This is a genomic window from Pseudobacter ginsenosidimutans (genome assembly GCF_007970185.1).
Classification (GTDB): domain Bacteria; phylum Bacteroidota; class Bacteroidia; order Chitinophagales; family Chitinophagaceae; genus Pseudobacter; species Pseudobacter ginsenosidimutans.
Genome location: NZ_CP042431.1, coordinates 3,005,015 through 3,027,498, shown reverse-complemented (window position 1 = coordinate 3,027,498; position 22,484 = coordinate 3,005,015). Strand labels below are relative to the sequence as shown.

General features: G+C 45.8%; 14 protein-coding genes. 4 read left to right on the top strand and 10 right to left on the bottom strand.

The features are described from left to right. Nucleotides 1-109: 109 nt before the first annotated feature. Nucleotides 110-3,787, top strand: coding sequence for a PKD domain-containing protein (locus tag FSB84_RS12275; protein WP_130541196.1), 3,678 nt, complete (start codon nucleotides 110-112; stop codon nucleotides 3,785-3,787). Between the two features lie 34 nt (nucleotides 3,788-3,821). Then, a complete protein-coding gene (locus FSB84_RS12270) occupies nucleotides 3,822-4,739 on the top strand; it encodes a helix-turn-helix domain-containing protein (protein WP_130541198.1) in 918 nt (305 codons plus the stop codon). 17 nt (nucleotides 4,740-4,756) lie between these two features. Here the strand turns inward: FSB84_RS12270 and FSB84_RS12265 are convergent, their stop codons facing one another. The 10 genes from FSB84_RS12265 to FSB84_RS12220 form a co-directional block, all read right to left on the bottom strand. Continuing rightward, the gene (locus tag FSB84_RS12265; protein ID WP_130541199.1) at nucleotides 4,757-5,851 is read right to left on the bottom strand and encodes a hypothetical protein; all 1,095 of its coding nucleotides are present in this window, start codon (nucleotides 5,849-5,851) and stop codon (nucleotides 4,757-4,759) included. A 5-nt stretch (nucleotides 5,852-5,856) separates the two neighbouring features. Next, on the bottom strand, nucleotides 5,857-6,858 hold the full coding sequence (locus FSB84_RS12260) for an SPFH domain-containing protein (protein ID WP_130541201.1): 1,002 nt from the start codon (nucleotides 6,856-6,858) through the stop codon (nucleotides 5,857-5,859). 153 nt (nucleotides 6,859-7,011) lie between these two features. Continuing rightward, complete coding sequence (locus FSB84_RS12255; RefSeq protein WP_130541202.1) at nucleotides 7,012-8,325, bottom strand: MutS-related protein; 1,314 nt, start codon at nucleotides 8,323-8,325, stop codon at nucleotides 7,012-7,014. Then, nucleotides 8,322-9,659, bottom strand: coding sequence for a MutS-related protein (locus tag FSB84_RS12250; RefSeq protein ID WP_130541204.1), 1,338 nt, complete (start codon nucleotides 9,657-9,659; stop codon nucleotides 8,322-8,324). The genes FSB84_RS12255 and FSB84_RS12250 overlap by 4 nt, the downstream gene beginning before the upstream one ends. Before the next feature lies 1 nt (nucleotide 9,660). After that, complete coding sequence (locus tag FSB84_RS12245; protein WP_130541205.1) at nucleotides 9,661-11,979, bottom strand: Gldg family protein; 2,319 nt, start codon at nucleotides 11,977-11,979, stop codon at nucleotides 9,661-9,663. 12 nt (nucleotides 11,980-11,991) lie between these two features. After that, nucleotides 11,992-12,915 (bottom strand): ABC transporter ATP-binding protein, encoded by a 924-nt coding sequence (locus FSB84_RS12240; RefSeq protein WP_130541206.1) that lies wholly within the window; start codon nucleotides 12,913-12,915, stop codon nucleotides 11,992-11,994. Nucleotides 12,916-13,023: 108 nt separating this feature from the next. Then, on the bottom strand, nucleotides 13,024-14,565 hold the full coding sequence (locus FSB84_RS12235; RefSeq protein WP_130541208.1) for a hypothetical protein: 1,542 nt from the start codon (nucleotides 14,563-14,565) through the stop codon (nucleotides 13,024-13,026). A 37-nt stretch (nucleotides 14,566-14,602) separates the two neighbouring features. Further along, nucleotides 14,603-15,601 carry a hypothetical protein gene (locus tag FSB84_RS12230; protein ID WP_130541210.1) on the bottom strand — a complete coding sequence of 333 codons (999 nt, stop codon included), beginning with the start codon at nucleotides 15,599-15,601 and terminating at the stop codon, nucleotides 14,603-14,605. After that, the gene (locus FSB84_RS12225) at nucleotides 15,561-17,024 is read right to left on the bottom strand and encodes a RagB/SusD family nutrient uptake outer membrane protein (RefSeq protein ID WP_130541212.1); all 1,464 of its coding nucleotides are present in this window, start codon (nucleotides 17,022-17,024) and stop codon (nucleotides 15,561-15,563) included. The genes FSB84_RS12230 and FSB84_RS12225 overlap by 41 nt, the downstream gene beginning before the upstream one ends. A 9-nt stretch (nucleotides 17,025-17,033) precedes the next feature. Next, nucleotides 17,034-20,531 (bottom strand): SusC/RagA family TonB-linked outer membrane protein, encoded by a 3,498-nt coding sequence (locus FSB84_RS12220; protein ID WP_130541213.1) that lies wholly within the window; start codon nucleotides 20,529-20,531, stop codon nucleotides 17,034-17,036. Nucleotides 20,532-20,678: 147 nt separating this feature from the next. On the opposite strand from FSB84_RS12220, the gene FSB84_RS12215 reads away from it, so the two are divergent. Further along, nucleotides 20,679-21,224, top strand: coding sequence for an RNA polymerase sigma-70 factor (locus FSB84_RS12215; RefSeq protein WP_158643873.1), 546 nt, complete (start codon nucleotides 20,679-20,681; stop codon nucleotides 21,222-21,224). A 43-nt stretch (nucleotides 21,225-21,267) separates the two neighbouring features. Continuing rightward, complete coding sequence (locus tag FSB84_RS12210; RefSeq protein WP_130541217.1) at nucleotides 21,268-22,419, top strand: FecR family protein; 1,152 nt, start codon at nucleotides 21,268-21,270, stop codon at nucleotides 22,417-22,419. The last annotated feature ends 65 nt before the right edge of the window (nucleotides 22,420-22,484 follow it).

The window sequence follows — 22,484 nt, the reverse complement described above, 5'->3', positions numbered from 1 at the left end:
ACATGTGGAGAAAAGCCTGTCGTAATTGACAGGCTTATTTTTTATCATTATCTTTCAGAATTACATTACCAGCCCCGGTATACTCAAATTCTTGTATTCATTAACGCCCATGTTTTCATCCTGTAGAATTTCTATCTGGTGCCTGATCCTGTTTTTTGTTGGAAGCGCAAGCTATGCCCAACCTACGGTAACACCTTCCTTCGCGGTTCCGGACACCATCTGTGTCAACAACAGTCTCAATATCACCAATGCCACTGTTGGCGCTCAAACTTATTTCTGGAATTTTTGTGTAGCAGATCTGAAGCAGGCTCCTATCGGCACCAATCTCGGTAATATCGGGGGCAATCTGAACATGCCAGTATTCATGGATTATGCACAGTATAATGGTAACTGGTATGGTTTCTCAGTGAACTTCGGAAATGGGAGACTGATACGGCATGATTTCGGGAATAGCCTGTTGAATACACCTGCTACCATCGACATGGGAAATTTCGGAGGAGTCATACCCACACCTCAGGGCGCAGAAGGAATACAACTGGTGTTCAATGAAGGTAAATGGTATGCGATCATCATTGGAGGATATGTGGGAGGCCCTACACCCAGGATATTGAAGATCGAATTTGGATCGGCCCTCAACAATCCTGCTCCTGTTGCCACCAATTGGGGAAATATAGGCAACCTCGATCAAACCTGTGATCTGCATGTTTTCAAAGAAGGCAACAACTGGTACGGGCTTGGTATCAGCACTCTCCAGAACAAAGTAATCAGGTATGAATTCTCCAACAGCTTCGATAATATCCCCACCGCTACTGACCTCGGCAACGTAGGTAATCTAGAATTTCCAACAGGCATCTACGCTGTAAACGATAATGGATTCTGGCGCGTTTTTGTTACCAATGGAGGAGATGATTTTTATCATAACCCCAATGCCAATTATACGATCAGCAGGCTTGATTTCGGGAGCTCTCTCCTCAACACACCATCAGGAGTCAACCTGGGCAACCCGGGCAATGCGCTGAAACACCCGCGAGACCTGACCATTGTTCAAAATTGTGAGCAAACTGTAGCATTCATTGCAAATGGACATCCAAATTTCCCTTCCATCAGCAGACTGGACTTTTCCAGCGGATTCGGTCAACCACCCACCGGAACAAATCTTGGAAATATAGGCAACCTGAGTTTCGCCCACTCGATCTCCCGGCTGTTCCGTGTGAACGAAGATCTCTTTGCATTTGTGACTAACGTTACAAGCAATTCCATTACCAGGCTGCGATTCGCCGGATGCAATAATGCCAGCATGCAAAGCTCTTCTGCTCACACCCCTCCTCCCATCAAATACAATACTCCCGGCACTTACAATATCAATCTTACCGTAAATGAAGGCCTCTCCACCCAGGCATCCATCTGCAGGCAGGTAGTGGTGATGCCTGCCCCCATCCAAAACCCCAATAAATTATTTCCGATTTGCCTTAACGGAACTGTTCGCATTGGCACTCCCACCACACATGCAAAATATTTATGGAATACAGGTGAAACCATACAGGAAATAGATGTAACGGCTCCCGGAAAATATTGGGTGGATATCGATAGGTTTGGTTGCAAAGTAACAGATACTTTCTTTGTTGAATATCATAAACAAGTGGATTTCGGTTTCTCTCAAAACATCTGTAACCCCTATGAGCTCAGCTTCTCGGCCCTTGGCGCCAACGTCAGCAATGCCCGCTGGGATTTTGGCGATGGCAATACTGGCACTGGTCAGTCCGTGAACCATGTATACAACGCTTTCGGCACGTATACCATAACGCTCACCGCCTTCAACGGCACCTGCGACGAAGTGATCACCAAAGTGATCCGTGTACTCGTTACCAATGACAACCTTATCACCACCAATGACACAACCATCTGCATCGGGGCCAGCCTCAAACTGAAAACAATACCCGCTATCGATTTCTGCTGGAGTCCATCCACAGACCTCGACAATCCACGAACGCTCAATCCTGTAGCCACACCAGTTTCAGATATGATCTATTACCTCAATGCAAAAGTGGTAGGCAACAACCTTATCAATAATGGAGATTTCAGTGCAGGAAATACCGGCTTCACCTCCCAATACAGTTACGCCACCAACGGCTTTCCGGAAGGACTGTACTGGGTAGGAAATAATCCCACCAACTGGCATCCCGGTTTTATCTCCTGCGGGGATCATACCTCCGGCACAGGCAATATGATGGTAATGAACGGATCTCCCGTTCTGAATATGGTAGTATGGCAACAAACCATCACTGTAACGCCCAATACCAATTATGCTTTCTCCACCTGGATTACCAGTGTAACAAATGTCAACCCGGCACTGTTACAATTTTCCATTAATGGATTAACGCTGGGCAACCTCATCAGCGCACCGGCTACAACCTGCAACTGGACACAGTTCTATGCCACCTGGAATTCCGGCAACAATACCACCGCCACCATTTCCATTGTGAACCAAAACCTGCAGAATACAGGAAATGATTTTGCGCTGGATGATATTTCGTTTGGCGAAGTGCTTATCAAAAGAGATATGATCAGGGTGAATGTGGAAACCCCGGTGGTCACTGCCAGCGCCGACGCCACCATCTGTCCCGGTGACAATATCCAATTAAACGCCACTGGTGCTGCCGAATATAGCTGGACGCCCACTGCCTCCCTCAGCAATGCAGCCATTCAATCACCCACAGCAACTCCCACTACACTCACCGAATATACTGTTACCGGAAAAACAGCCCTTGGCTGCACGGCACAGGACAAAGTGGTGATCGATCTGCACCCGGAGATCAATATCACCAAAACACCGGACACCACCGTCTGCCGTTTCGCCAATTTCCCCCTCCGTGTGAGCGGAGGCGTTAGTTACAACTGGACGCCATCGGCCAATGTAAGTAATATCAACAGCGATCAACCACTTGTACAGGTGGGCTTGGAAAAGATGAAATTCAAAGTGGAAGTAACGGATATCTATACCTGTAAAAAGATAGATTCCGTAGAAGTAGACATCCTCCCCTACCCGGAATTTGCTGCATCTTCCAGCAACAGGTATATCTGTCTCGGCAAAACCACTACCCTGAATGCCAGCGGAGGAGACCAATACACCTGGACGCCATCCAGTTTCATTGATGATCCTTCAAAAGCTTCGCCCGTTGCCAGCCCCAATATCAACACTACGTATTCCGTGCATATACAGGACAATACCTGCGGCTTCGATTCAACCATCAATCTAGATATTACCGTAAACCCACTGCCTTTCATACAAGCCGGTAAATCCAATGATATCGACTGCAATAAACCTACGGCAACGCTAATCGCCACCGGAGGCGTGGCTTATACATGGCTGCCTGCTACAGGACTGAATGATCCTGCCAAAGCCAATCCTGTAGCTGCCATTTCCGAGTCCACCAATTACCAGGTGACCGGCACCAACCAGTACGGCTGTGAATCCAGCGCCTTTGTTCGCCTGAATGTTTCTCAGACAGGTATTCCCCGCTTTGTTGTGCCCAATGCTTTTTCGCCTGATGGTGATGGTAAGAATGATTGCTTCGGTATTGCAAGGTGGGGAGATGCAAAAGTGGAAGAGTTTGCCATCTTCAACCGCTGGGGACAAAAACTGTTCAGCACCAACAATCCTTCCATCTGCTGGGATGGTCGCTTCAATGGACAAATGCAGCCTGCAGGCGCTTATGCTTATCTCATCCGGGCCCGGACCATCTGCGGACCTGTGAATACGCGTGGCATGGTACTGCTGGTCCGGTAATTTCCATTTTCTTTGAATTTATTAAATTTGGTGTATGGTAGAGAGAGAATCGATCATACAGTATTATACCAGCACCAACCGGGAAATCCCGGAAGACCTGCTGGCATCGCAGGGAAGAGCCAGTCATTTCAACGTATTGCAGCGCAAGAACTGCATGGCCACCATCCCTTTCAGCAGAAGGGACTACTATAAGATCTCCATCGCAGGCGGCAATGCCGTACTGGTAACAGATAAAGGAGAAGTGCCCATCGACCGGCCGGCCATCTTCTTCAATGATCCGGAAATCGAATTCGGCTGGAAGAACCTCTCCGGTAAACAGGAAGGATATGTTTGTCTTTTCAACGACGGCTACCTGAATGCAGAACTAAAAAAGGAATTGCGTAAACTCAAGCAAAGGTTTCGCGACAGCATCTATTCATTCCTCTTCCTCGAACCTGAACAATACGAACAATTCAAAAACCTGTTCAGGCTGATGGAGAGCGAGTTTGCGGAACATTCTGCATACAGGCACGAGATCATCCGGAGTATCCTGAAACTCATCATTTACAATACACTCAAAATTCAGGCGGCCAGGTCGCCGCTCCAAAAGCCTCTCAAAAGCGAAAGACTGGTGAATGAATTCATAGACCTGCTCAATAACCAGTTCCCCATCGATTCTCCCAAGAACAGTATCCGGCTCAAAACGCCGAACGACTTTGCGCTGAAACTGCATACCCATGTGAATCACCTTAACCATTGCCTGAAGGAAGCAACAGGCAAATCCACTTCGGAACTGATTGCAGACAAATTAGTGAGCGAAGCCATTGACCTCCTCCAGAACAGCGACTGGAATATTACTGAGATCGGGAACAGTCTCGGCTTCAGTTATCCCCAGTATTTCAATCTTTTTTTCAAAAAACATACAGGAAAAAGCCCCAGATTGTTCAGGGCAGAGCCAGGAGTGATTCTTTGATTTGATTAACAGGTTGATCAGCTATTCTGGAACAGCATTACGATCGCCACAATAAGCAGCAACACCAAAATCACAACCAACGTCACTTTTAGTGCTGAAACAGGTTTCTTTCCGTGGATCTTTCCTGTTTGACCGTTCACCAGGAAGTGATAGGTTTTCTTTTTGTACATGTAAGAGCAGATCCAGAGTGGAAGGAGAATATGTTTGTAGGTTTGATCAGCATATTCGGTATTTACCTGCAATCCTTTGTAGGTATCGATCCGGCATTGATCTGCACAAGCTTCATGGATCCATTCAGTCATGATAGCCTCGGCTTTATCATAACCGTCATGCACAGTAATATCATACACATCTGCTTTCCAGCCAGACATATAACGAGGATCGAAATTCACCAGCTCCTGCAGGTTGTAGGGAAATATACTTTCATATTCATCCTGAGATAATTCATTGGCGCCGCCAATCAGGATATCATCAAAGAAATGATCGTATGTTCCTTCGCGGTAGATCCACTGCGTATGCCGCACCTGCCTGGACTGGCGCTTCCCATTTCCGTCTGTATAGTATTCCGTAACGTAGTAATAGCGTCCTCCATAGCCGCTCCACTGGCTATGCGTTTGTGCATCGTAGGTCCAGAAGGGAAGATAGATACCGTGCAGCGCGTCCTGCCTGGCAAATTCTTTAAGGTCGCCAGGAGCGAACCATCCCTTGCCCAGCCAAGTTTTGAAGATCGAAATGGATTGCTGCTGATCTACGATGAATGGTATCATCCCCGAAGGCTGGATGATCCGTGTCTTATATGCTACCGGGTTCACAGCCTCATAATTGCAGAAGCTGCACACGAAAACCGGCGTTTCGGTGGTGAATACCGATTGCGATCCGCAACGGTTGCATTTGTACACCTGCTGCTCAATGGTGATGGCAGCAGCATCTGAACCACCATTCAGTTGTTCCTTCAGACTGTTTTCTTTGATCAGGTTGGTGGACTTTTCAATGTCCACTTTTGTACCGCAATGTTCGCATACCAGTTGCTGGTTCTGAGGATTGAAGTACAACTGCGAATTACAACCAGGACAAGGAAATAATAGCAGGGGTGCGGTAGATGTCAGTTCCATGTTGGTTAGAGCTTACCTAATATCTCGGCTTTCTTTTGATTGAACTCTTCTTCTGTAATGATGCCCTGGGTTTTCAGTTCCCCGAGTTGTTTCAGGAGATCGAGAAGTTTCTGTTTATCCTGGGCTTCATTGCCTGCTGTGTTGCCTCCTGCATTGGGTTGCTGTGCCTGTTGCAGCAGATTGGTGAGCACCACACCTGCACCGATACCTGCCGTTCCTGCAGCGCCGGGGTTATTGGCCAGGTTCTCGATAGCAATACCACCCTGCATTTGGTTGAACTGGTTCAACTTATTGTTGAGCATGTTGAGCTGTGTGGTTTTGTCCAGCATCTTTTCCACTTCTTCGGGTAGCGAAACATTCTCGATGTAGAATTGTCCAAGTTCAATACCCCATACGTCGAATTCCTTTTGGAACACGGGTTTCAGCTTCTCTCCTATTTCTGTGAAATTGGCTGCCAGGTCCAGGATCGAAATATTGGCTTCAGCCAAACCCTCGGAAAGTTTGCTGACGATGATATTCCTCAGCTGTTCATTTACTATATCGATACGCACCCAGGGATTGGTGCCTGCAAATTCTTTGATGAACTTTTTGGGATCGATCACCCGCACGGCATAGGATCCGAATGAACGCAGGCGCACCTGTCCGAATTCCTTATCCCTGACGATCACGGGGTTGGAAGTGCCCCATTTCAGGTTGGTGAATTGCTTGGTATTTACATAGTATATATCAACCTTGAAAGGTGAATCGAATAAATACTTCCAGGATTTCAGCGTAGTGATGATGGGCATGTTCTTGGTGGTAAGCTCATGCCTTCCGGGAATGTATACATCGCCAAATTCCCCTTCATTCATCAGCACCACCACCTGTGACTCGCGCACGGTGAGCTGGGCCCCGTTATTGATCTTATTGCCTTTGTCGGGGAATTTATAGATGACGGTATCCGGGGTATCGTCTACCCATTCGATTACCTCAATAAATTCGTTCTTGATGAAGTCAAACAGGCCCATATGTGTTGATTTAGTTGAGTTGTGAATAGTTTGTAGCGAATCGGAGGGAAAAATTACAGAAAATCCGGGAGGGAAGAAAAAAAGAACTGCCCGGAATAACCGGGCAGTCCATTGCTTAGAGTAATTGTACCAATCAGAAATAATTCTATTATACTATTTCAATAATTCCAGGATCCCTTCATTCCTGATGATCATCATTCCCTGCCTGTCTTCTGTTATCCCCTCCTGTAACCTGTACGTATATCTCGGCCGTGCACCTTCCATTACTGTTGGCATAAAGGCAAACCGGATATTATCATTTTCCCGGAGGGCTTCACCCACTTCAATAATATGGGTAGACACCACAAACAAACAATCGGTATAGCCGGAAAATGCCTGGGTAACAGAAAGCGTTCCATCGTATGCATCTTTTACATTCGTTCCCTTGAACAATTCATCAAACATCAACAGCAACCTGCTTCCGGATGCCGCCGCTTCAGCAGCCTGCTTCACTCTTACCACTTCTGCATAAAAATGACTATAGCCCAGTCCGATATTATCCGCCACATTGATACTCGTATACATTCCTTCCCTTACAGAAAACTCAGTATCCTTTGCCGCAAGCGGGAAACCCATATGCGCCAGGTACATGAGGATACCGATGCTTTTCATCAGGGTTGATTTGCCCGCCATATTCGCCCCTGTCAAAAAGATCACATTCTTTGTTTCACTCATCAGGATATCGTTCCCGATAGCAGATTCCAAACAGGGATGCCTGAGATCGCTTGCAGAAAGGACATCCCGCGCAGCAGGCAGCGCCCTCGCATAGGTGAACCCACGTGCGGCTGCAACACTACCCACGGCAATATTCACATCCAGCTCATATATGAATTCCATGATCTCCTGCATGGCCTTCGCCAGCTCATTCTTGAGCAGGTAATCAAAGTGGGCGATCTTTTGCAGTGGAAGGTTTTGGTAAATATCAGTATTGAGGAGGCTATCCAACTGCTTCCCGCGCAACACAGCTCTTACCGCCTGCACCCTGTTTTCAAATACACCATTCTTTGTTTGCATCGTTTCTGCAATTGCTGCACATTTTTTCAGGGTAACGATGGTGGCCTGCAATCCCTGTACGATCTTCCTGAATCGCTCATCCCTGGTGAGACCGGACAATAACTTTTTAAACATGATATCGATCAGCACCATCGCCTCATTTTTTTTCCCGCCAGCGTCCAGATATTCCCGCATCAGGTTTATCTGCATCACATCAAATGGGAAACTGAATTGCTGATCCTGGAAGAACCGGAACACGGCTGTTCTGTTATTAATGGCATTTTCATCCAGCAGGGGATGATGGAACATATCATCCAGCAGCTTCTCTCCACCTCTCGTTTTCACCTTATTGAACAAATGGTATACGGATCCCTGCCTGAATTTACCCAACAGGTTCAGCTCTTCCAGGGTTTGCTTGTCTATCTTGAAACTCATGCCAGTGAATGTTTAGTGTTTGAAAGAACGTGCTTCGCTTTCTTTTTCATTCCATTTTTCAATATTTCCAGGATTCCCTCATTGTTGATGATGATCATGCCATGCCTGTCTTCTGTTATTCCATTTTCCAGTTTGTAGGTGTATTCGGGTGTATGGCCGTTCATGCGTGTTGGCAGGTACCGGACCCCGATCTTCGGATTCTGCATCAGTTGCTCACCGGCCTCTACAATATGAGAAGAGATCACGAACAAACTGTTTCTTTTTTGCGAAAAACCGTTGGTAACGGTCACTGTAGCCTCATGTGCATCTTTCACATTGGTGCCCCGGAACAGCTCATCGAATATGATGAACAAACACTTTCCGGAATGCAGCTCCTCCGCCATCTTCTTTACACGCAAAACCTCCGCGTAAAAATGGCTCGCGCCAATGCCCAGGTTATCCGGAAGATTGATTGTGGTGTAAATCCCATCCATTACCGGGAATTGCATCGACCTTGCCGCCACGGGGAATCCCATATGCGCGATATACACAGCCGTACTCAGTGATCTGAGGAATGTGGATTTCCCCGCCATATTCGCCCCGGTCAAAAACAACACAGGAGAAACTGCATTCAAACTGATATCATTGCTTACCGGGTTTTTCAATTCAGGGTGATAGAGGCCGGTTATCTCCAGTTCATAATTCCCTTTTTCATGTGCTTTCGGGAAAACGAAATTTCTTTTATTGGCCACCTCCGCAACTGAGAGGTATACATCGAGACGGAAAATATAACCCAGCAGTTTTTTGATCTTCGCATACTCCCGCACCCTGAACAAAGTATCGAAAGCGGTTACAGTCGCGTAAGACAACTTCCCTTTGGAATGATCCTTCAGTGCCGGTTCAAAAGCAGGATCAGTCAGCAGCATCAATATTTCTCCCTTCTCATCTGAATAATCCTTCACTGTCCCCAGCTCTTTTGAAAAGAGAAAAGAATGGGTGCCCCTGATCAGCTCAATCACTGCTCCTACGCCGTTATGAATTTCCTTTTCTCCGAATGCTGCTCCATTCGGAGATCGCGTTTCCTGTTCACCTGCATGTGCCAGGTATTTCTCCGCCATATCGAATAAGGAAGCGCTGTAGGGAAAGCGGGCGCCCGATCCGGCAAACTGCTCAATCACTGAACTGCGTTTATTGATGAGCTCCCTGCTTCCCAACGGATGACGGAACATTTCCTGCAATGCTGCCTCTCCGCCACGGGTATGGGTTTGATTGTAAATATCATAAATGCCCGGACTATCTTTCTTGCTGAAGATCCTGAGATCTTCGATGGTTTGTTCGTCTGTTTGAAGGCGCATCTTATTTTCTTTTTCTTCGGATGATGATAACAGTTCCTATGATAGCCAGGATAGCAGGGATGATCCACGTATTGATGGTAATCAGCAGGTCAGCTGTTTCCGGGGTGATCAGGAAAAGGTTATCCTTGTAAATGGGTCTTGGCGAGTAAACGGGGTATTCGTTATTATCCAACCAACTATAGAGCGCCCTGCCGAAATAATCGCCTCCCAGGAATTTGTTACTGATAAAATCAGCATCACCGGCCACGATTATCCTTTGTTCTTTGTTATTGATCTTTCGTGTAAGCCCAACCGTTGTATGAAAAGCGTCATTTTTGAAATCTCCCTCAGTAGCTGTATAAACCGGCGGAACAGAATCCCTTACCAAAACACCTTTTTTCAACCATACATCAGGCATTGCTATCGTTATTGGTTTAACGGTGAAGGCTGAACTATCCAGGGTGGTAACGGGAAGGACAGTCTCGGATCTGATGAAAAGGCTATCGAACTGTTTACTCTTCAGCTTCAGCAACATGACTTCTTCTGCCAGATCTGTTGCTGTATTGGTAAGAAAAGGAATGATCATATCCGGCGCATTGTGTTTGGAAAGCTGCACCATCACTCCTTTTTCAAACTGAACACCCAATGGCTTCAATACAGGGTTCACGATATCTTCCTTGCGCGGCTCACCAAGGACCATGAAATTCCCTCCCTTACCGATATAATCCTGTATTTTCTTTTTTACAGTTTCACTCAATTCGGTTTTTGGATCAGCCAGTACCAGCGCCGCGATATTCATTGAGTCATAAGGAATGTCCTTGTATTCCAGGTTGATGGTATCGATATCGATCCCATTATTGATCAGAGAAACCCGCTGCGGTTTCGCTGTGGTGCTGATGGAGTATCCACGCTCACCCATAATGTTCGGATCACGCTCCAGGTTGCCTGTTGTGAATAGTATGGTTGGCATTTTAGGGAATTGCAGTCTCGCCATTGCAGCGGCCACATGCTCTTCACCCGGCCAGGGATTATCTGTAAAGGTTCGCAGGAAAGTAGTCCTTCCCTTGTATTTCAGCTGCATCACCAGGCCATAATCCTCATCTTCCAGATCGATGATCTGTTTCATCTGCTCCGGCGTTCTGAAGTGTGACAGGTTCAGGTCCATCGACTTCGCAAGCTCCTTTGCTATTTCATGAATATTCTTTCCGGGAAATGCCCTGAACAGGTAATGATCAGGTTTGGCATCGTAGTAATATTCATATTTGAATTCAATATCAGGCTTGAACCTTACATAGTATTCCCATAACTCCGACAGGTAATTATTCCTGTTCTCAGGCAGACCCAGGGATCCATTTTTCCCCATCAGGTTTGTGTACAACGTTACTTCCAGCGGTTCCTTACCAAGTCCTTTCACTATTTTCTGTACCCTGGGATGGATGGTATTTGCCTGGGAATCTGTTGTATCCCAGTAGCCGATCAATGCAGGACGCGAAGTAATATATCCCAAAAGCAGCACCACTACAGTAATACCGGAGTATCTGGCTGCTTTTATATACCAGGGTTTCACTTCCCTCACAGACCTTAATTTAAGCAGTGTGAATCCCAGGAACATGCAGATCACTGCAAAAAAATAGAACAGGTCTTTGGTAGTGATCAGGCCATACAACATTTTCTCTGCCCTTCCGGATATCGAAAGGAAATAAGTGAGGTCCCTTACAAAATCGAATTTCTGCCAAAGCCCGCCAATACGGCTCAGCACCAGCACAATAATAAATGTTCCTATTGCAGAAACGATCTGGTAATTAGTGAGGCTCGACATGAACAGACCAATAGCCGCATACGCACATACCAGCAGGTAGAACCCGATAGAAGCAGCAATCAACAGGCCATAATCCACAGACTTGATATTGAAACCGGCAGACACCATAAAGAAGCCAATGATAGTTATCAGCACCAGGTTGAACACCATCATAGCCAGGTATTTTCCGAATACTATCTGTCTTGTTTTGATGGGAGATGAATACAGTAATTTAATACTTCCACTATTCACCTCGCGGCTCAACAGGCCCATCGTAAGCAGAGGAATGAATAAATAAAGATTGCTCATGGCATTCACGAACATTCCGTCCGGATTCAGGAACATTGACTTGGTGAGGGAAAGATCAAAGCCTTTGAATTTGGCTGTTTTCATTCCCAGTTCCTGCATCCTGGCCCATGCATACACAATTCTATTATAAAAAAATGCACATTGAACCATAAACACCACAGCAAGGAACCAGGCAACGGGAGAATAGAAAAGGTTGCGCAGCTCTGCTCTTGATATCCGCAAGATTGTTTTCATGTCTGTCAGTAATTATAGGGATTGAGTAGATAATTGTTTAAAGATGTCGTCCAGCAGGTTCTTGTCCAGGTTGGCTTCTCTCACTCTCCATCCGCTCTTCACGGCGGTTTCGATGATCCTTTCTGTTATATCCTGGTCGCCATCGAAATAAAGCCTTGCCTGCTTATCGGTAAGGTATTCGGCCTTCGATACACCTTTGATGGAAAGAAGCTCAGACAATGGAGGAGGGTTTTCCATTTTCAACAGCATGGTACCGGGTTGGATATAATTATTGAATGCATCCATTGTATCAGAGAATACGATCCTTCCGGCTTCTATCATGATCACTTCCCTGCAGAGCAGATGAATTTCAGAAAGGATATGTGAAGACAGGAGCACAGTTCTTTCCTGCGCGATCTCCCGGATCAGTTTTCGTGCTTCGATGATCTGGTTTGGATCAAGGCCATTGGTAGGCTCGTCCATCACCACGAGCCGTGGTTTATGAATGATCGCCTGTGCAATGCCCACACGCTGTTTGTAGCCACCGGAAAGATTACTGATGAGCCTGGAGCTGAAATGAGAAATCCCCGTTCTCTCCATAGCCTCTTCCACAGCGCTTTTGATTGTGCTTTTTTCCATCAGTCGAAGCCCTGCAGCATAAGTGAGGTATTCATTCACTGTGAAATCACTGTGCAGGGGCGGGCTCTGTGGCAGGAAGCCGATATTCATTTTCGCAGCTTCGGGTTCCTTCCTTGTATCTTTTCCATCGATAAAAACCTTTCCTTCAGTTTGATTCAACACACCGCAAATGATATTCATGGTAGTGGACTTGCCTGCACCATTCGATCCCAACAGGCCAATGACGCCGGTTTGCGCTATTTCGAGATTGATATCCCGAACAGCCCAGGCTGCACTATACCGGTGAGAAAGATTTTCGATCTTTAAAATGCTACTCATATGGGTTTCAGTATTAAAAAATGATTGAATTACTATTGGGCAAAAAGATCCCCGGAAGGCAATTCTGCCTCCTCTGTCAATTGCACTTACTGCTCAGTGATACTTTGCCTAATGGATAGGCACAAACGAAGCGTCCACTATTTTGGGGAACCCTGCTTCTTCAGATTCAAGCACTGGCGCCTGATGTCCTAATGGTATCTGGTATAATCTGAATGTTCCGCTATTATCGGGGCTCGTTGCATCATAGGTACAAACCAACAGTCTTTTGAACAACTCATCATACAATTCAACACGGCCGGGCATTTTGCTGAATCCCTGATTGTATTTTTCAAATTTCATCAGGCTGATGGATTCATTGCCCATATCCAGCAGCATGAAGGTCTGGCCAATGGTATAATCATAGGCCATCACTTTGTTTCCTTTTACATAGATGATGTATCCTGTATTGTGATCGATCTCGATGAATCTGGAAGCGATGATATCCGCGGCATCGGCATAAGCGATCTGTTTGGTTTCTTTCACTATTCCATTTGTCAGGAATTGCAGCATGTAACTCTGCTGGGTTACCGGATTATGCAGCAATGAAAGGATCAGGCTTTCTTCACCAGGCTCACTCATTTTGTTCTGTATGGCATATGGTTGAAAACCATCCATCGAAAAAGGGGTTTGAAGACTAAGATCATGTCCGTCATCAGGTACCCATCTGAATTTGTATTCGTCCAGATCATATACCAGGCGGCTATAATCAAAAGGCCCGCGGCCTGGTCCCACATAGGTATGCATTTTGGAAACATGGAAAGGCTGACCATTCCATTCATTCAATTGCTGAACCATCATGAGGCCCATATATTTCAGGTAGAACAGGCTTGTAAAAAACAGATCGTCACCTTTATTGGCTGTAAAACTTGTATAGCCGGTCTTTTCGATCCTGACAGGATTTGCCGGACCGGGTTGAAAAGTACTGGTAAGAAAATTGGAAATATTCTCGTCCACTACAAAGTCCATGCTCTGCAGTACCTTGATCTCCTGGTCCGTGGTGATGCCCACCCATTGCAGTACACTCAATCCGAAATAGATATCGCTGCCTATCGCATTGATGCAGACTGGTTTTCCGCTGAGCGGTATATTCTTTCCCAGTTCAGTTGCCAGGTCCACGAATTTCTTGTACCCCTGTGTAGTGTAGGTAAGCATGCCGAGTTGTGAAGCACCGGCTTTTTCTCCCAGTATTATCCATCCCTCGCGTGTTGGCGTAGTAATGGAAACCGAACTGGTGGCTATTTCCACTATTCCTGTTTTCTTTTCTTTTACGGTGAGTAAAACGGAATTCAGAACAGCAGGTAATCCGTCAAAATCACCGGGTATAAGGTATGGCTTCAGACTAAGCGTGTCTCCATTGGAGAGACTGGTCCAAATGAAGGTATAAGCGGCTGTATCAAATTGTGAAGATGATTGCCCCGGTATCCTGATCCTTGCCTTGATAGAGTCTGCGCCTTCCAGGCCCCTGATCAGTGTCAGGTCTTCCCCTGGCAGCTCAATGGTAAAATGATCCGGTAGTTTTTTATTGCCGTTCACCAAATCTTTTTTGCAACCACTGATCAGAACAGCAGCAAAGCAGAACAGAAGATTAGTATAAAAGAATAATGACCTCATTATGCTGATATTTTTGAATTATAGTGGGAGAGTTTCATCAGGGGAATGATATTTCTTTTCCTGAGGCATCCAGTATAGGGTTGTTGGCTGCTCTTCTTTCTTCGATAAGTTCCTTTGTGAGCGATATCATTTTTTGTGTCAGCGCCCAGTAGGCGTTCTGCACCGGCCCTTTCTGTTCGGGTATCTGCAGGTAGGATGTTACGTCCATGATGTTATACAATTCATCCATAGTAAACGGATCGAAACGAAACTTCTTTGCGCCTAAATTCTGCAGGCTGGTGTTCAGGAGGATCACGTCAGGATCTGTTTCCCAGAATGATTTGTCCTTTCTTGCTACCGCCTCTCTGACAGCATACATTTTGGCTGGCGAAAACTCTCCGTACTTATCAACAATGGAGCTGTAGAATCTGGTGGGCTTTACCATATTCCCGAATACATAGGTGACTTTGTGCCATGCATGCTCTTCAGGTTTGAAATCTTCGTTGTTCTTTAGCGTTATGGTCAGCGTTTTTACGCCGGTATCAGACAGTGGTGGTCTGGCCAGTTTCATGTCCAGTTTATACCCAATGGAATTGGCTGGAATATAGATGGAATCAGGATCAGGGAAAACCGCGAACTCCTTTCCATTTCCTTCGATCTCCAGAGAAACTGCTCGCTTTCTGTCCGCTAATCTGCCATCCGCCTGGACATAAAGCTGGTATGTGGGATCGATATTGGTACGGAATGAATCCGTCTGGTTCCAGGTGATCAGGAAATTATACTCCTGTTGTTTTGCATAGATCGCATTCATGTTAACAGTAAGTATTACCTCACTGTAATTCTTATTGATAAAATAGAGAAAATCGTTAGCGGAAAATTTCTCGGGTTCCACTTTTTTACATGCAGCGAGTGAAAAGACGGCTGCAATGCAGAGGACTACCTGTAAACAAAAACTTTTTTTCCCGGCCATATATGATTCTTTTAGCGTATAGTATTGAGTGATGGTTTTGGAAGGATCAACGATACCAGGATTCATCATCCGGAACAGGAGGAACATATTTCCAGTCATCCATGGGAATAGTGGCTGCGCCTGTATAGGAAGGGATCTCTGCGAGATTCAGTCTTTTGAACATAAAGAATAATTGTCCCTCGCCGATGAACTCGCGCTGGTATTCAGCCCGGATATTCGACATCAGTTCCGCAGTGGTGCTTCCGGGCTGGTATTGCACCGGAGGAAGTCCCTTGTTAACCCTTAATGTGTTCAGGTAATAATATCCCTGTTCCAATACAGGAGCAGTTTCCGCAGCAATGAGGTAGAGTTCGGACTTCCTGATCAGTGGCTGGAAATACCTGAGCCAGGAACTCGCAACAGTGGTATTGCTGAACTTGGTCATCACCTTGTAGGTCTTGTCTCCTTCAAGCCCCACCTTGAACCAATACTTCAGGCGAAGATCTTTTGAAGCGGCATTGTATATCTCATCCAGTCGGGCAGGTGCGGGTGTAGCAATAACCTCATCATTCAATAAGGCACTGAACATCCGGCGGTCATAATCGTACATTTTCCTGTTCTCGATTCCGAAAAATGTTTCTTTGCTAAGCAGTGGGTCCTTGTTATAATCCGGTTCCGTTGGCCATGGGAAGAAAGCTTCCTGAGCAGTGAGCATCGACTGTACAGAATTCCATGCTTCCGATTTTTTACCGGCGTACAGCAATACCCTTGCAGCAAAGGCTTTCACGGCAAAATAGTTCATCCTCCTCTGGCGGTTGGATAAATAATCAACAGCCTGACCTTCTGCCGAAGCAGTTGACCAATCTGGTCCTTTCGTGCGCACAGGATCATTTTCAAGTAATGCCAATGAAGCTTCCAGGTCTTTCATTATGGCTGTGACCACTTCGTTGGCGGGTAATACCGGTTGCGCTTCCCTGGCAACGATCCTTACATATGGGATAGCTTGCTTAGCCGCATCCTTTGCATAAACAGGGCCGAACATACGAAGAAGGTCAAAATGCAGATAAGCCCTGATTGCATAGGCTTCTCCCAGCATAATATTCCTTTGCGCAGCAGGCAGTACATTGAATGAAGGTGCTTCCAGCCTTTCGCAAAAATTGTTGACGCCGAGGATGGTCCGGTAAGACTGGCTCCAGATATTATTCAGCGCCGTTCTGGCCTCAGGCACTACATAAATGAAGTCTCTGAATACATTGCTGTATGGACCCCGGAAAGAATAATAATATTGCGCCATGTTCTCCGTTGCATTCAGAGAAAGGGCATTGCCATATGAAAGGGAGTCGGCCAGGGACTGATATATTCCATTCAGCACAGATTCCACTCCTTTGGGAGTAGAGAAGGCCTCTTCTTCAAACATATAATCCCTCGGCTGTACCTGCAGGAATTTTTTGCAGGATGAGGATTGCAGCAACAACAGCCCCAGTATCAGGAATATAAAAACGGTTGGTTTACCAATTGCTTTAATTTTCATAACGCAGTTTTAGAAAGTCATGTTTACATTCAGGGTGATGCTACGCTGGAAAGGATAATCAAGTCCTCTTTCCCTTTGTATATTGGATAGCTTGAACTGGAAAATATTGGTGGTGGTTAAAGAGAAACCAAATGTTTCCAGGCCAAGTTTTTTCCTGATATAAGCTTTCAGTCCCTGTGAATACTGATCCAGCAGATCGTAGTTGAAAGTGATATTATTGACAGCGAAGGAATTCTCTTTTTGCAGAAAACGGGATGACATGCCCAATGTAGTATTGGTAATACCGAGAAAGCTGGCATCATCTCCCGCTTGTTTCCAGCGAACGTACAGCGCCCGCTTGTCCTGGTTATACTCCATCTGAGCCTTGCTGATATTTTCCACTTTATTGTAAAGTGCATCATTGAATTTCATTTCCTGTACAATGTAGCGGCAGAAAACGGCCAGTGTAAATCTTTTGTAGCGCGCTCTCACAGCAATATCTCCCTGGGTAACCGGGCGGCTGCTTCCGATCACCACTTCATTGTTCTTATCGAATAGAAAAGTGTACTGTCCATTTTTGTCCAGGAATACTTCCATGCCTCTTGCCTGTCCGATACCTACGGAGCGTACGGCCCATACATCATCAGGGCTTGCTCCATCATAATAGCGCTGAGCATATCCGCCGTTCCTTGCAGAATCATTGAATTTCTCCAGTGAGTTTCCGAGACCGCTGTATTCGCGCTTATACAATACCGGGGATTTAAGACTGAGGTTCAGGGTCCAGTCACGGGTATTAACCAGTCTAGCATCCAGATCCAGTTCCAGCCCGGTTTCCGTCATCCTTCCAATATTCCTGGGAATACCATCAGGAATTCCAACGGAGGGCGGTAATGGCATAGTGATGATAAGTGGATTGGTGATATTCCTGAAACCAGAAACTGTCAACGACAGCTTATTGAAGAATTTACCGATCAGGTTATAGCTTAGATTATATGTTTTTGTCCAGTCCAGATCAGGATTGCCCACACTCACCAGCTTCACAGATTCTCCAAAGAAGGTTGGCGTATTGTTCAGCAGGTAGGTAGCCCTCGATCCAAAATTGCCGGCATTCTGATTTCCTGTAACACCAAAATTGGTAGCCAGGGCCAGTTCATTTACCCATTTGATATTTCGCATAAAATTCTCCCGGTGAAGATTCCATTTCAAACCCATTGCATAAAAAGGTTTGTAAGGATTATCAAGACCAAAAATGCTGGTGCCAGAAAGTGCATAGGAAAGGTCCATGCTATATTTCAGATCATAGGAGTAATTCAAACTTGCAATGAAATTCATCGAAGTCTGTTTGGTGGTAGTGCCACCAGGCCTGCTGTCCGGCGTGAATGAATTGGCGAGATAGATCAGCGGTTCCGCCGTGGTGGCGAAACCCACTGCTGAAATATTGCTGGTTTCAGTGGTACTCTGCTGAAATTCGCTTCGCAGGTTGGTATTGAAAATATGTTTACCTGCCACAACTTTATTGAAAGTCATCGTGAAATTGCCGGAATAAGACTCCGAATGAAGATTGCTGTAATCATAAGAGCCTTTCAGGCTCGATTCCACCTCATCGAATCTTGTATTGAGCGGAGAAACAAAAAAATCAGACTGACTTTCCGATTTGAGGTACTGGAAGCTACCTGACAATCTCAGGAACGGGAATACATCCCAGTTAGCCATCAGGTTATTGGTGATCGTATTTCCCTTCACCGTATTCTTAAATGGAAGACCTGCATTGTAAAGCGGGTTTGAGAAGCGGAAACCGGCAGTAAAAGGGAATCCGCCGGAAGTGTAATATTCAGTATTATGTTGCTCAAGGTAACGGTCTGAGTTATTGATCATGTAATAAGGCGGGATCTTTACATATTCCGTAAATGAACCGTAAGGGCTTCCGTATTGTTTTTGTCCGTTGATGGTAAGATTATTGGATACATTGATATTTCCTTTCCGGTAACTGAGATTGAAATAACCGGAGGTATTGGAATTCTCTGATCCCTTCATTACCCCGATATTTGAGTTCCTGTTGAGACCTCCTACATAAGTGAAATAAGAGTCACCGCCACTGACAGAAAGATTATGGTTCACTGAGCCTGCGTTCTGGAGCGGCACTTTCAACCAGTTCTCATCCACTCCCTGTAAGATTGCGTTTTCCCTGAAAGCATGCTTTACCTTCGGCAATACGATATTGTAACCATCCACGGTAAAAGGCCCGGGTGCATTGGCCCCAACGGATGCCAGTTCCTGGAACTTCAACAGCTCTCTTGCATCCATCATATTGTAACCTGAAAGGTCCGGCATCACAAGAGTGCCGGTGGCTGAATACGTGATACGCAGATCACCGGGAGCCGGCCTGATAGTTTGGATCACCACTACTCCGTTGGCAGACCTTGAACCATACAATGCAGTAGAGGCGGCATCTTTCAACAGTGTAATACTGGCGATCCTGTTCACATCCAGGTTCATTACAGTGAGGAGATCCGTTTCAAAACCATCCAGCACAAACAAGGGCTGATTGGGATCTTTCTCATATTGCAGCTTCAGTTGCTGGCTATATTTCTGAGGTGTGGGCGGAGGCATGCTCCTGCTGCCTCTCATTTCTATTTTTGCAAGCTGATTGGGATCTGAGCCCAGGTTATTATCGCGTATGATCCTGAATGAAGGATCCAGCAGATTGAGGGCTTCCAGTATATTTTGCCTGCTTGCAAGGCGCACTTCTTTGCCCGTGTAAGTGCGCGTAACGCCGGTAAATGTTTCCTTCTTTCTATCGAACATACCGGTGCTTACCACCACTTCCTCCATCGCCTTTTCTTCAAGCGATAAGATAAAAGTGAATTCAGTGCCAGATCCTCTTTTCACTTTTCCATTCTTTAGTGAAAGCGGAGTTCCGGCCGGCATGCTCAACATATCTGTAACGGGAACAGACAGTTGAACATAGCCAACAGCGGAAAGGATAAGAATATCGGAAAGTTTTATTTCCGGCAATACGAATCGTCCGGTATTGTCTGCTGCACCTTTCTTATCTGTTCCGCGAATAGAAAAACTCGCGCTGGCTATAGGTGCGCCTGTTGAATCAACCACCTTGCAAACGATGAACTGGAAGAGATTTGTTTTTTCATGGCTATCGTTTCCTGCGGCTGCATCGCCATTAACGCCTGTTTCTTTTTTCTTTTGTACGAGCCGGATCACATTATCCCTGATGGTCCACTCCAGCGATTTGTCTTTCAATATCTGGTTCAGTATGTCAGATACTTTCATATTGGAGGCATTGATACTGATCTTAGTACTTTTCATCTCATCAGTATTCTCATACATGATGATAACATCTGCTTTCTCTTCGATAGAAGAAAAGACCTGCCGGATCGGAACGTTTTTGAAACTCAGGGTGATCCTGGTCTGTTCCTTTCCCTGTTCATACACAGAACCGGCAAAGAGTATGGAAGATGAAAAAATGAAGATCGATACAAGCAGTAGATGGACCCGAAGCATTTCGTGCATAAATCGCAGTTGATTTGGTTGTTAGATCTGTTGAAAAGTTCAGCGCTTATCATAATGACGGTTTTTCGGAAAAGAGTCACTAAGCCGGTTTGAAATATTTTTAAAAAATGTACATTCGTCCATCATTCTTTTTCCAAAAACTACTGCTTGCAAAAAGAGTCAACAGATTATTCCCTATTATTAGAAGCACTGAAAGCCTTTGATCTGGCTGCTTTTGATACCTTGTATCGCAACACGAGGGAGCGACTCTTTGCCTATTCTTTTTCCATCCTGAAAGATGAAGTGGCGGCGCAGGACCTGGTACAGGATTTCTTTATCGATTTCTGGGAGAGCAAAATATTCCTGAATATCCATTCCGGCCTGCTGGGCTATCTGGTGCGATCCATCGGTAATCGCAGTATCGATCTGAAGAAAAAAGAAGAACGCAGGAAATTGCTGCAGCGGCAGTTCGGGGAGATCGAGGCAGGGAGTTTTCAGGAGGGCGACAAACTGGTGAATCGTGAACTGGGGCGGGAACTGGAAGCAGCCATCACCAGCCTGCCACCGATGCCAGCCAAAGTATTCCGACTTCATTATGTTGAAAAGCAGAGCTACAAGGAGATTTCAGAGGAGCTGGGAATCAGCACTGCCACTATCAGCAATCATATGACGCGGGCGCTTAAAATGCTAAGGCAGCAATTAAAAATAAATTAGGCTTTGGGTTAGTGACTAAAATCGAAAAAACAGTCATTCTAATATGCTGGATAAATTAACTGAGGAAGAAATATTTCTGCTACTGGGAAAGATCAGCGGCTCGTTGAGCCCGGAAGAAGAAATTGAGCTGACAGCATTGTTCAGCAGGAATCCGCATGCCAATACCGCATATGAAGAACTGAAGAATGAAATACCTGTAAAAAATACATCTGAATATTTCTCCAATCGTCATCAAAATCCAACCTGGAAGGATCTTACAGAAGATCTCCGTAAACCGCTGCCAGGCAAACTGGTCCCGCTCTATAAAAGAAAATGGTTTGCAGCTGCAGTTATTAGCGGACTGGTGATTGGCGCCGGATTGATGTTCCTGCCGAGATCCTCCTCCACAAAAGAATCAGCCACAACTGTGGCCGGGGTTTCAAAACCAGGCATCGAACTGACGCTTGCAGACGGGAGAGTGATCGATCTCTCCAAACAGCAGGGCGCTATCGATGCCGGATCAGCGAAACTGAATAATACCGATAAATCACTGAACTATTCACTCTCCGGGGCCGCTGAGCAGGGCATGAGCACCCTGAACATACCTGTGGGCGCGGATTACAAGATCAAGCTGGCAGATGGCACCGAAGTATGGCTGAACTCGAAAACGCGGCTTGAATTTCCACTATCCTTCACCGGTAATACCCGTGAGATAAGGATAAATGGGGAGGCTTATATCAAAGTGGCGAAGGATCCGGCGAAACCATTTATCGTGCACCTGCCTCAGAGCAGCGTACAGGTGCTGGGAACTGCATTTAATGTAAACACTTATGATGGCAGTATAGAAAAAGTGGCGCTGGTGGAAGGTTCCGTAAGCCTCAAAGTTCCCGGAGCTGAAAGCAGGATAGTACCGGGCAATCAGGCAATCTATACTGCCGGCCAACCGGTGAGCCAGGAAGCTTTCGATCCCAAATATGTGCTGAGCTGGAGAAATGGCTTGTATTATTTCAACGATGCCAGCCTGCAGGAAATAAGCAAAGTAGTGCCACGCTGGTTTGGGATAAATCTGGAAATTGATAATCCCGCAATAAATGACCGGAGATTTACCGGGGTTATCGACAGGAAAAAGCCAGTAGCAGTATTCCTGGATGATCTGAAAGCCATCGCAAAAATTGAGTCCTGGTTTGACAGGGAAGGAAATCTTCATTTGAAATAGCCATTCCGGCTCTACCCTTTCAAAAACTTTTAACAGGGGAGGCTGTAACTTTCAGCATACAATTC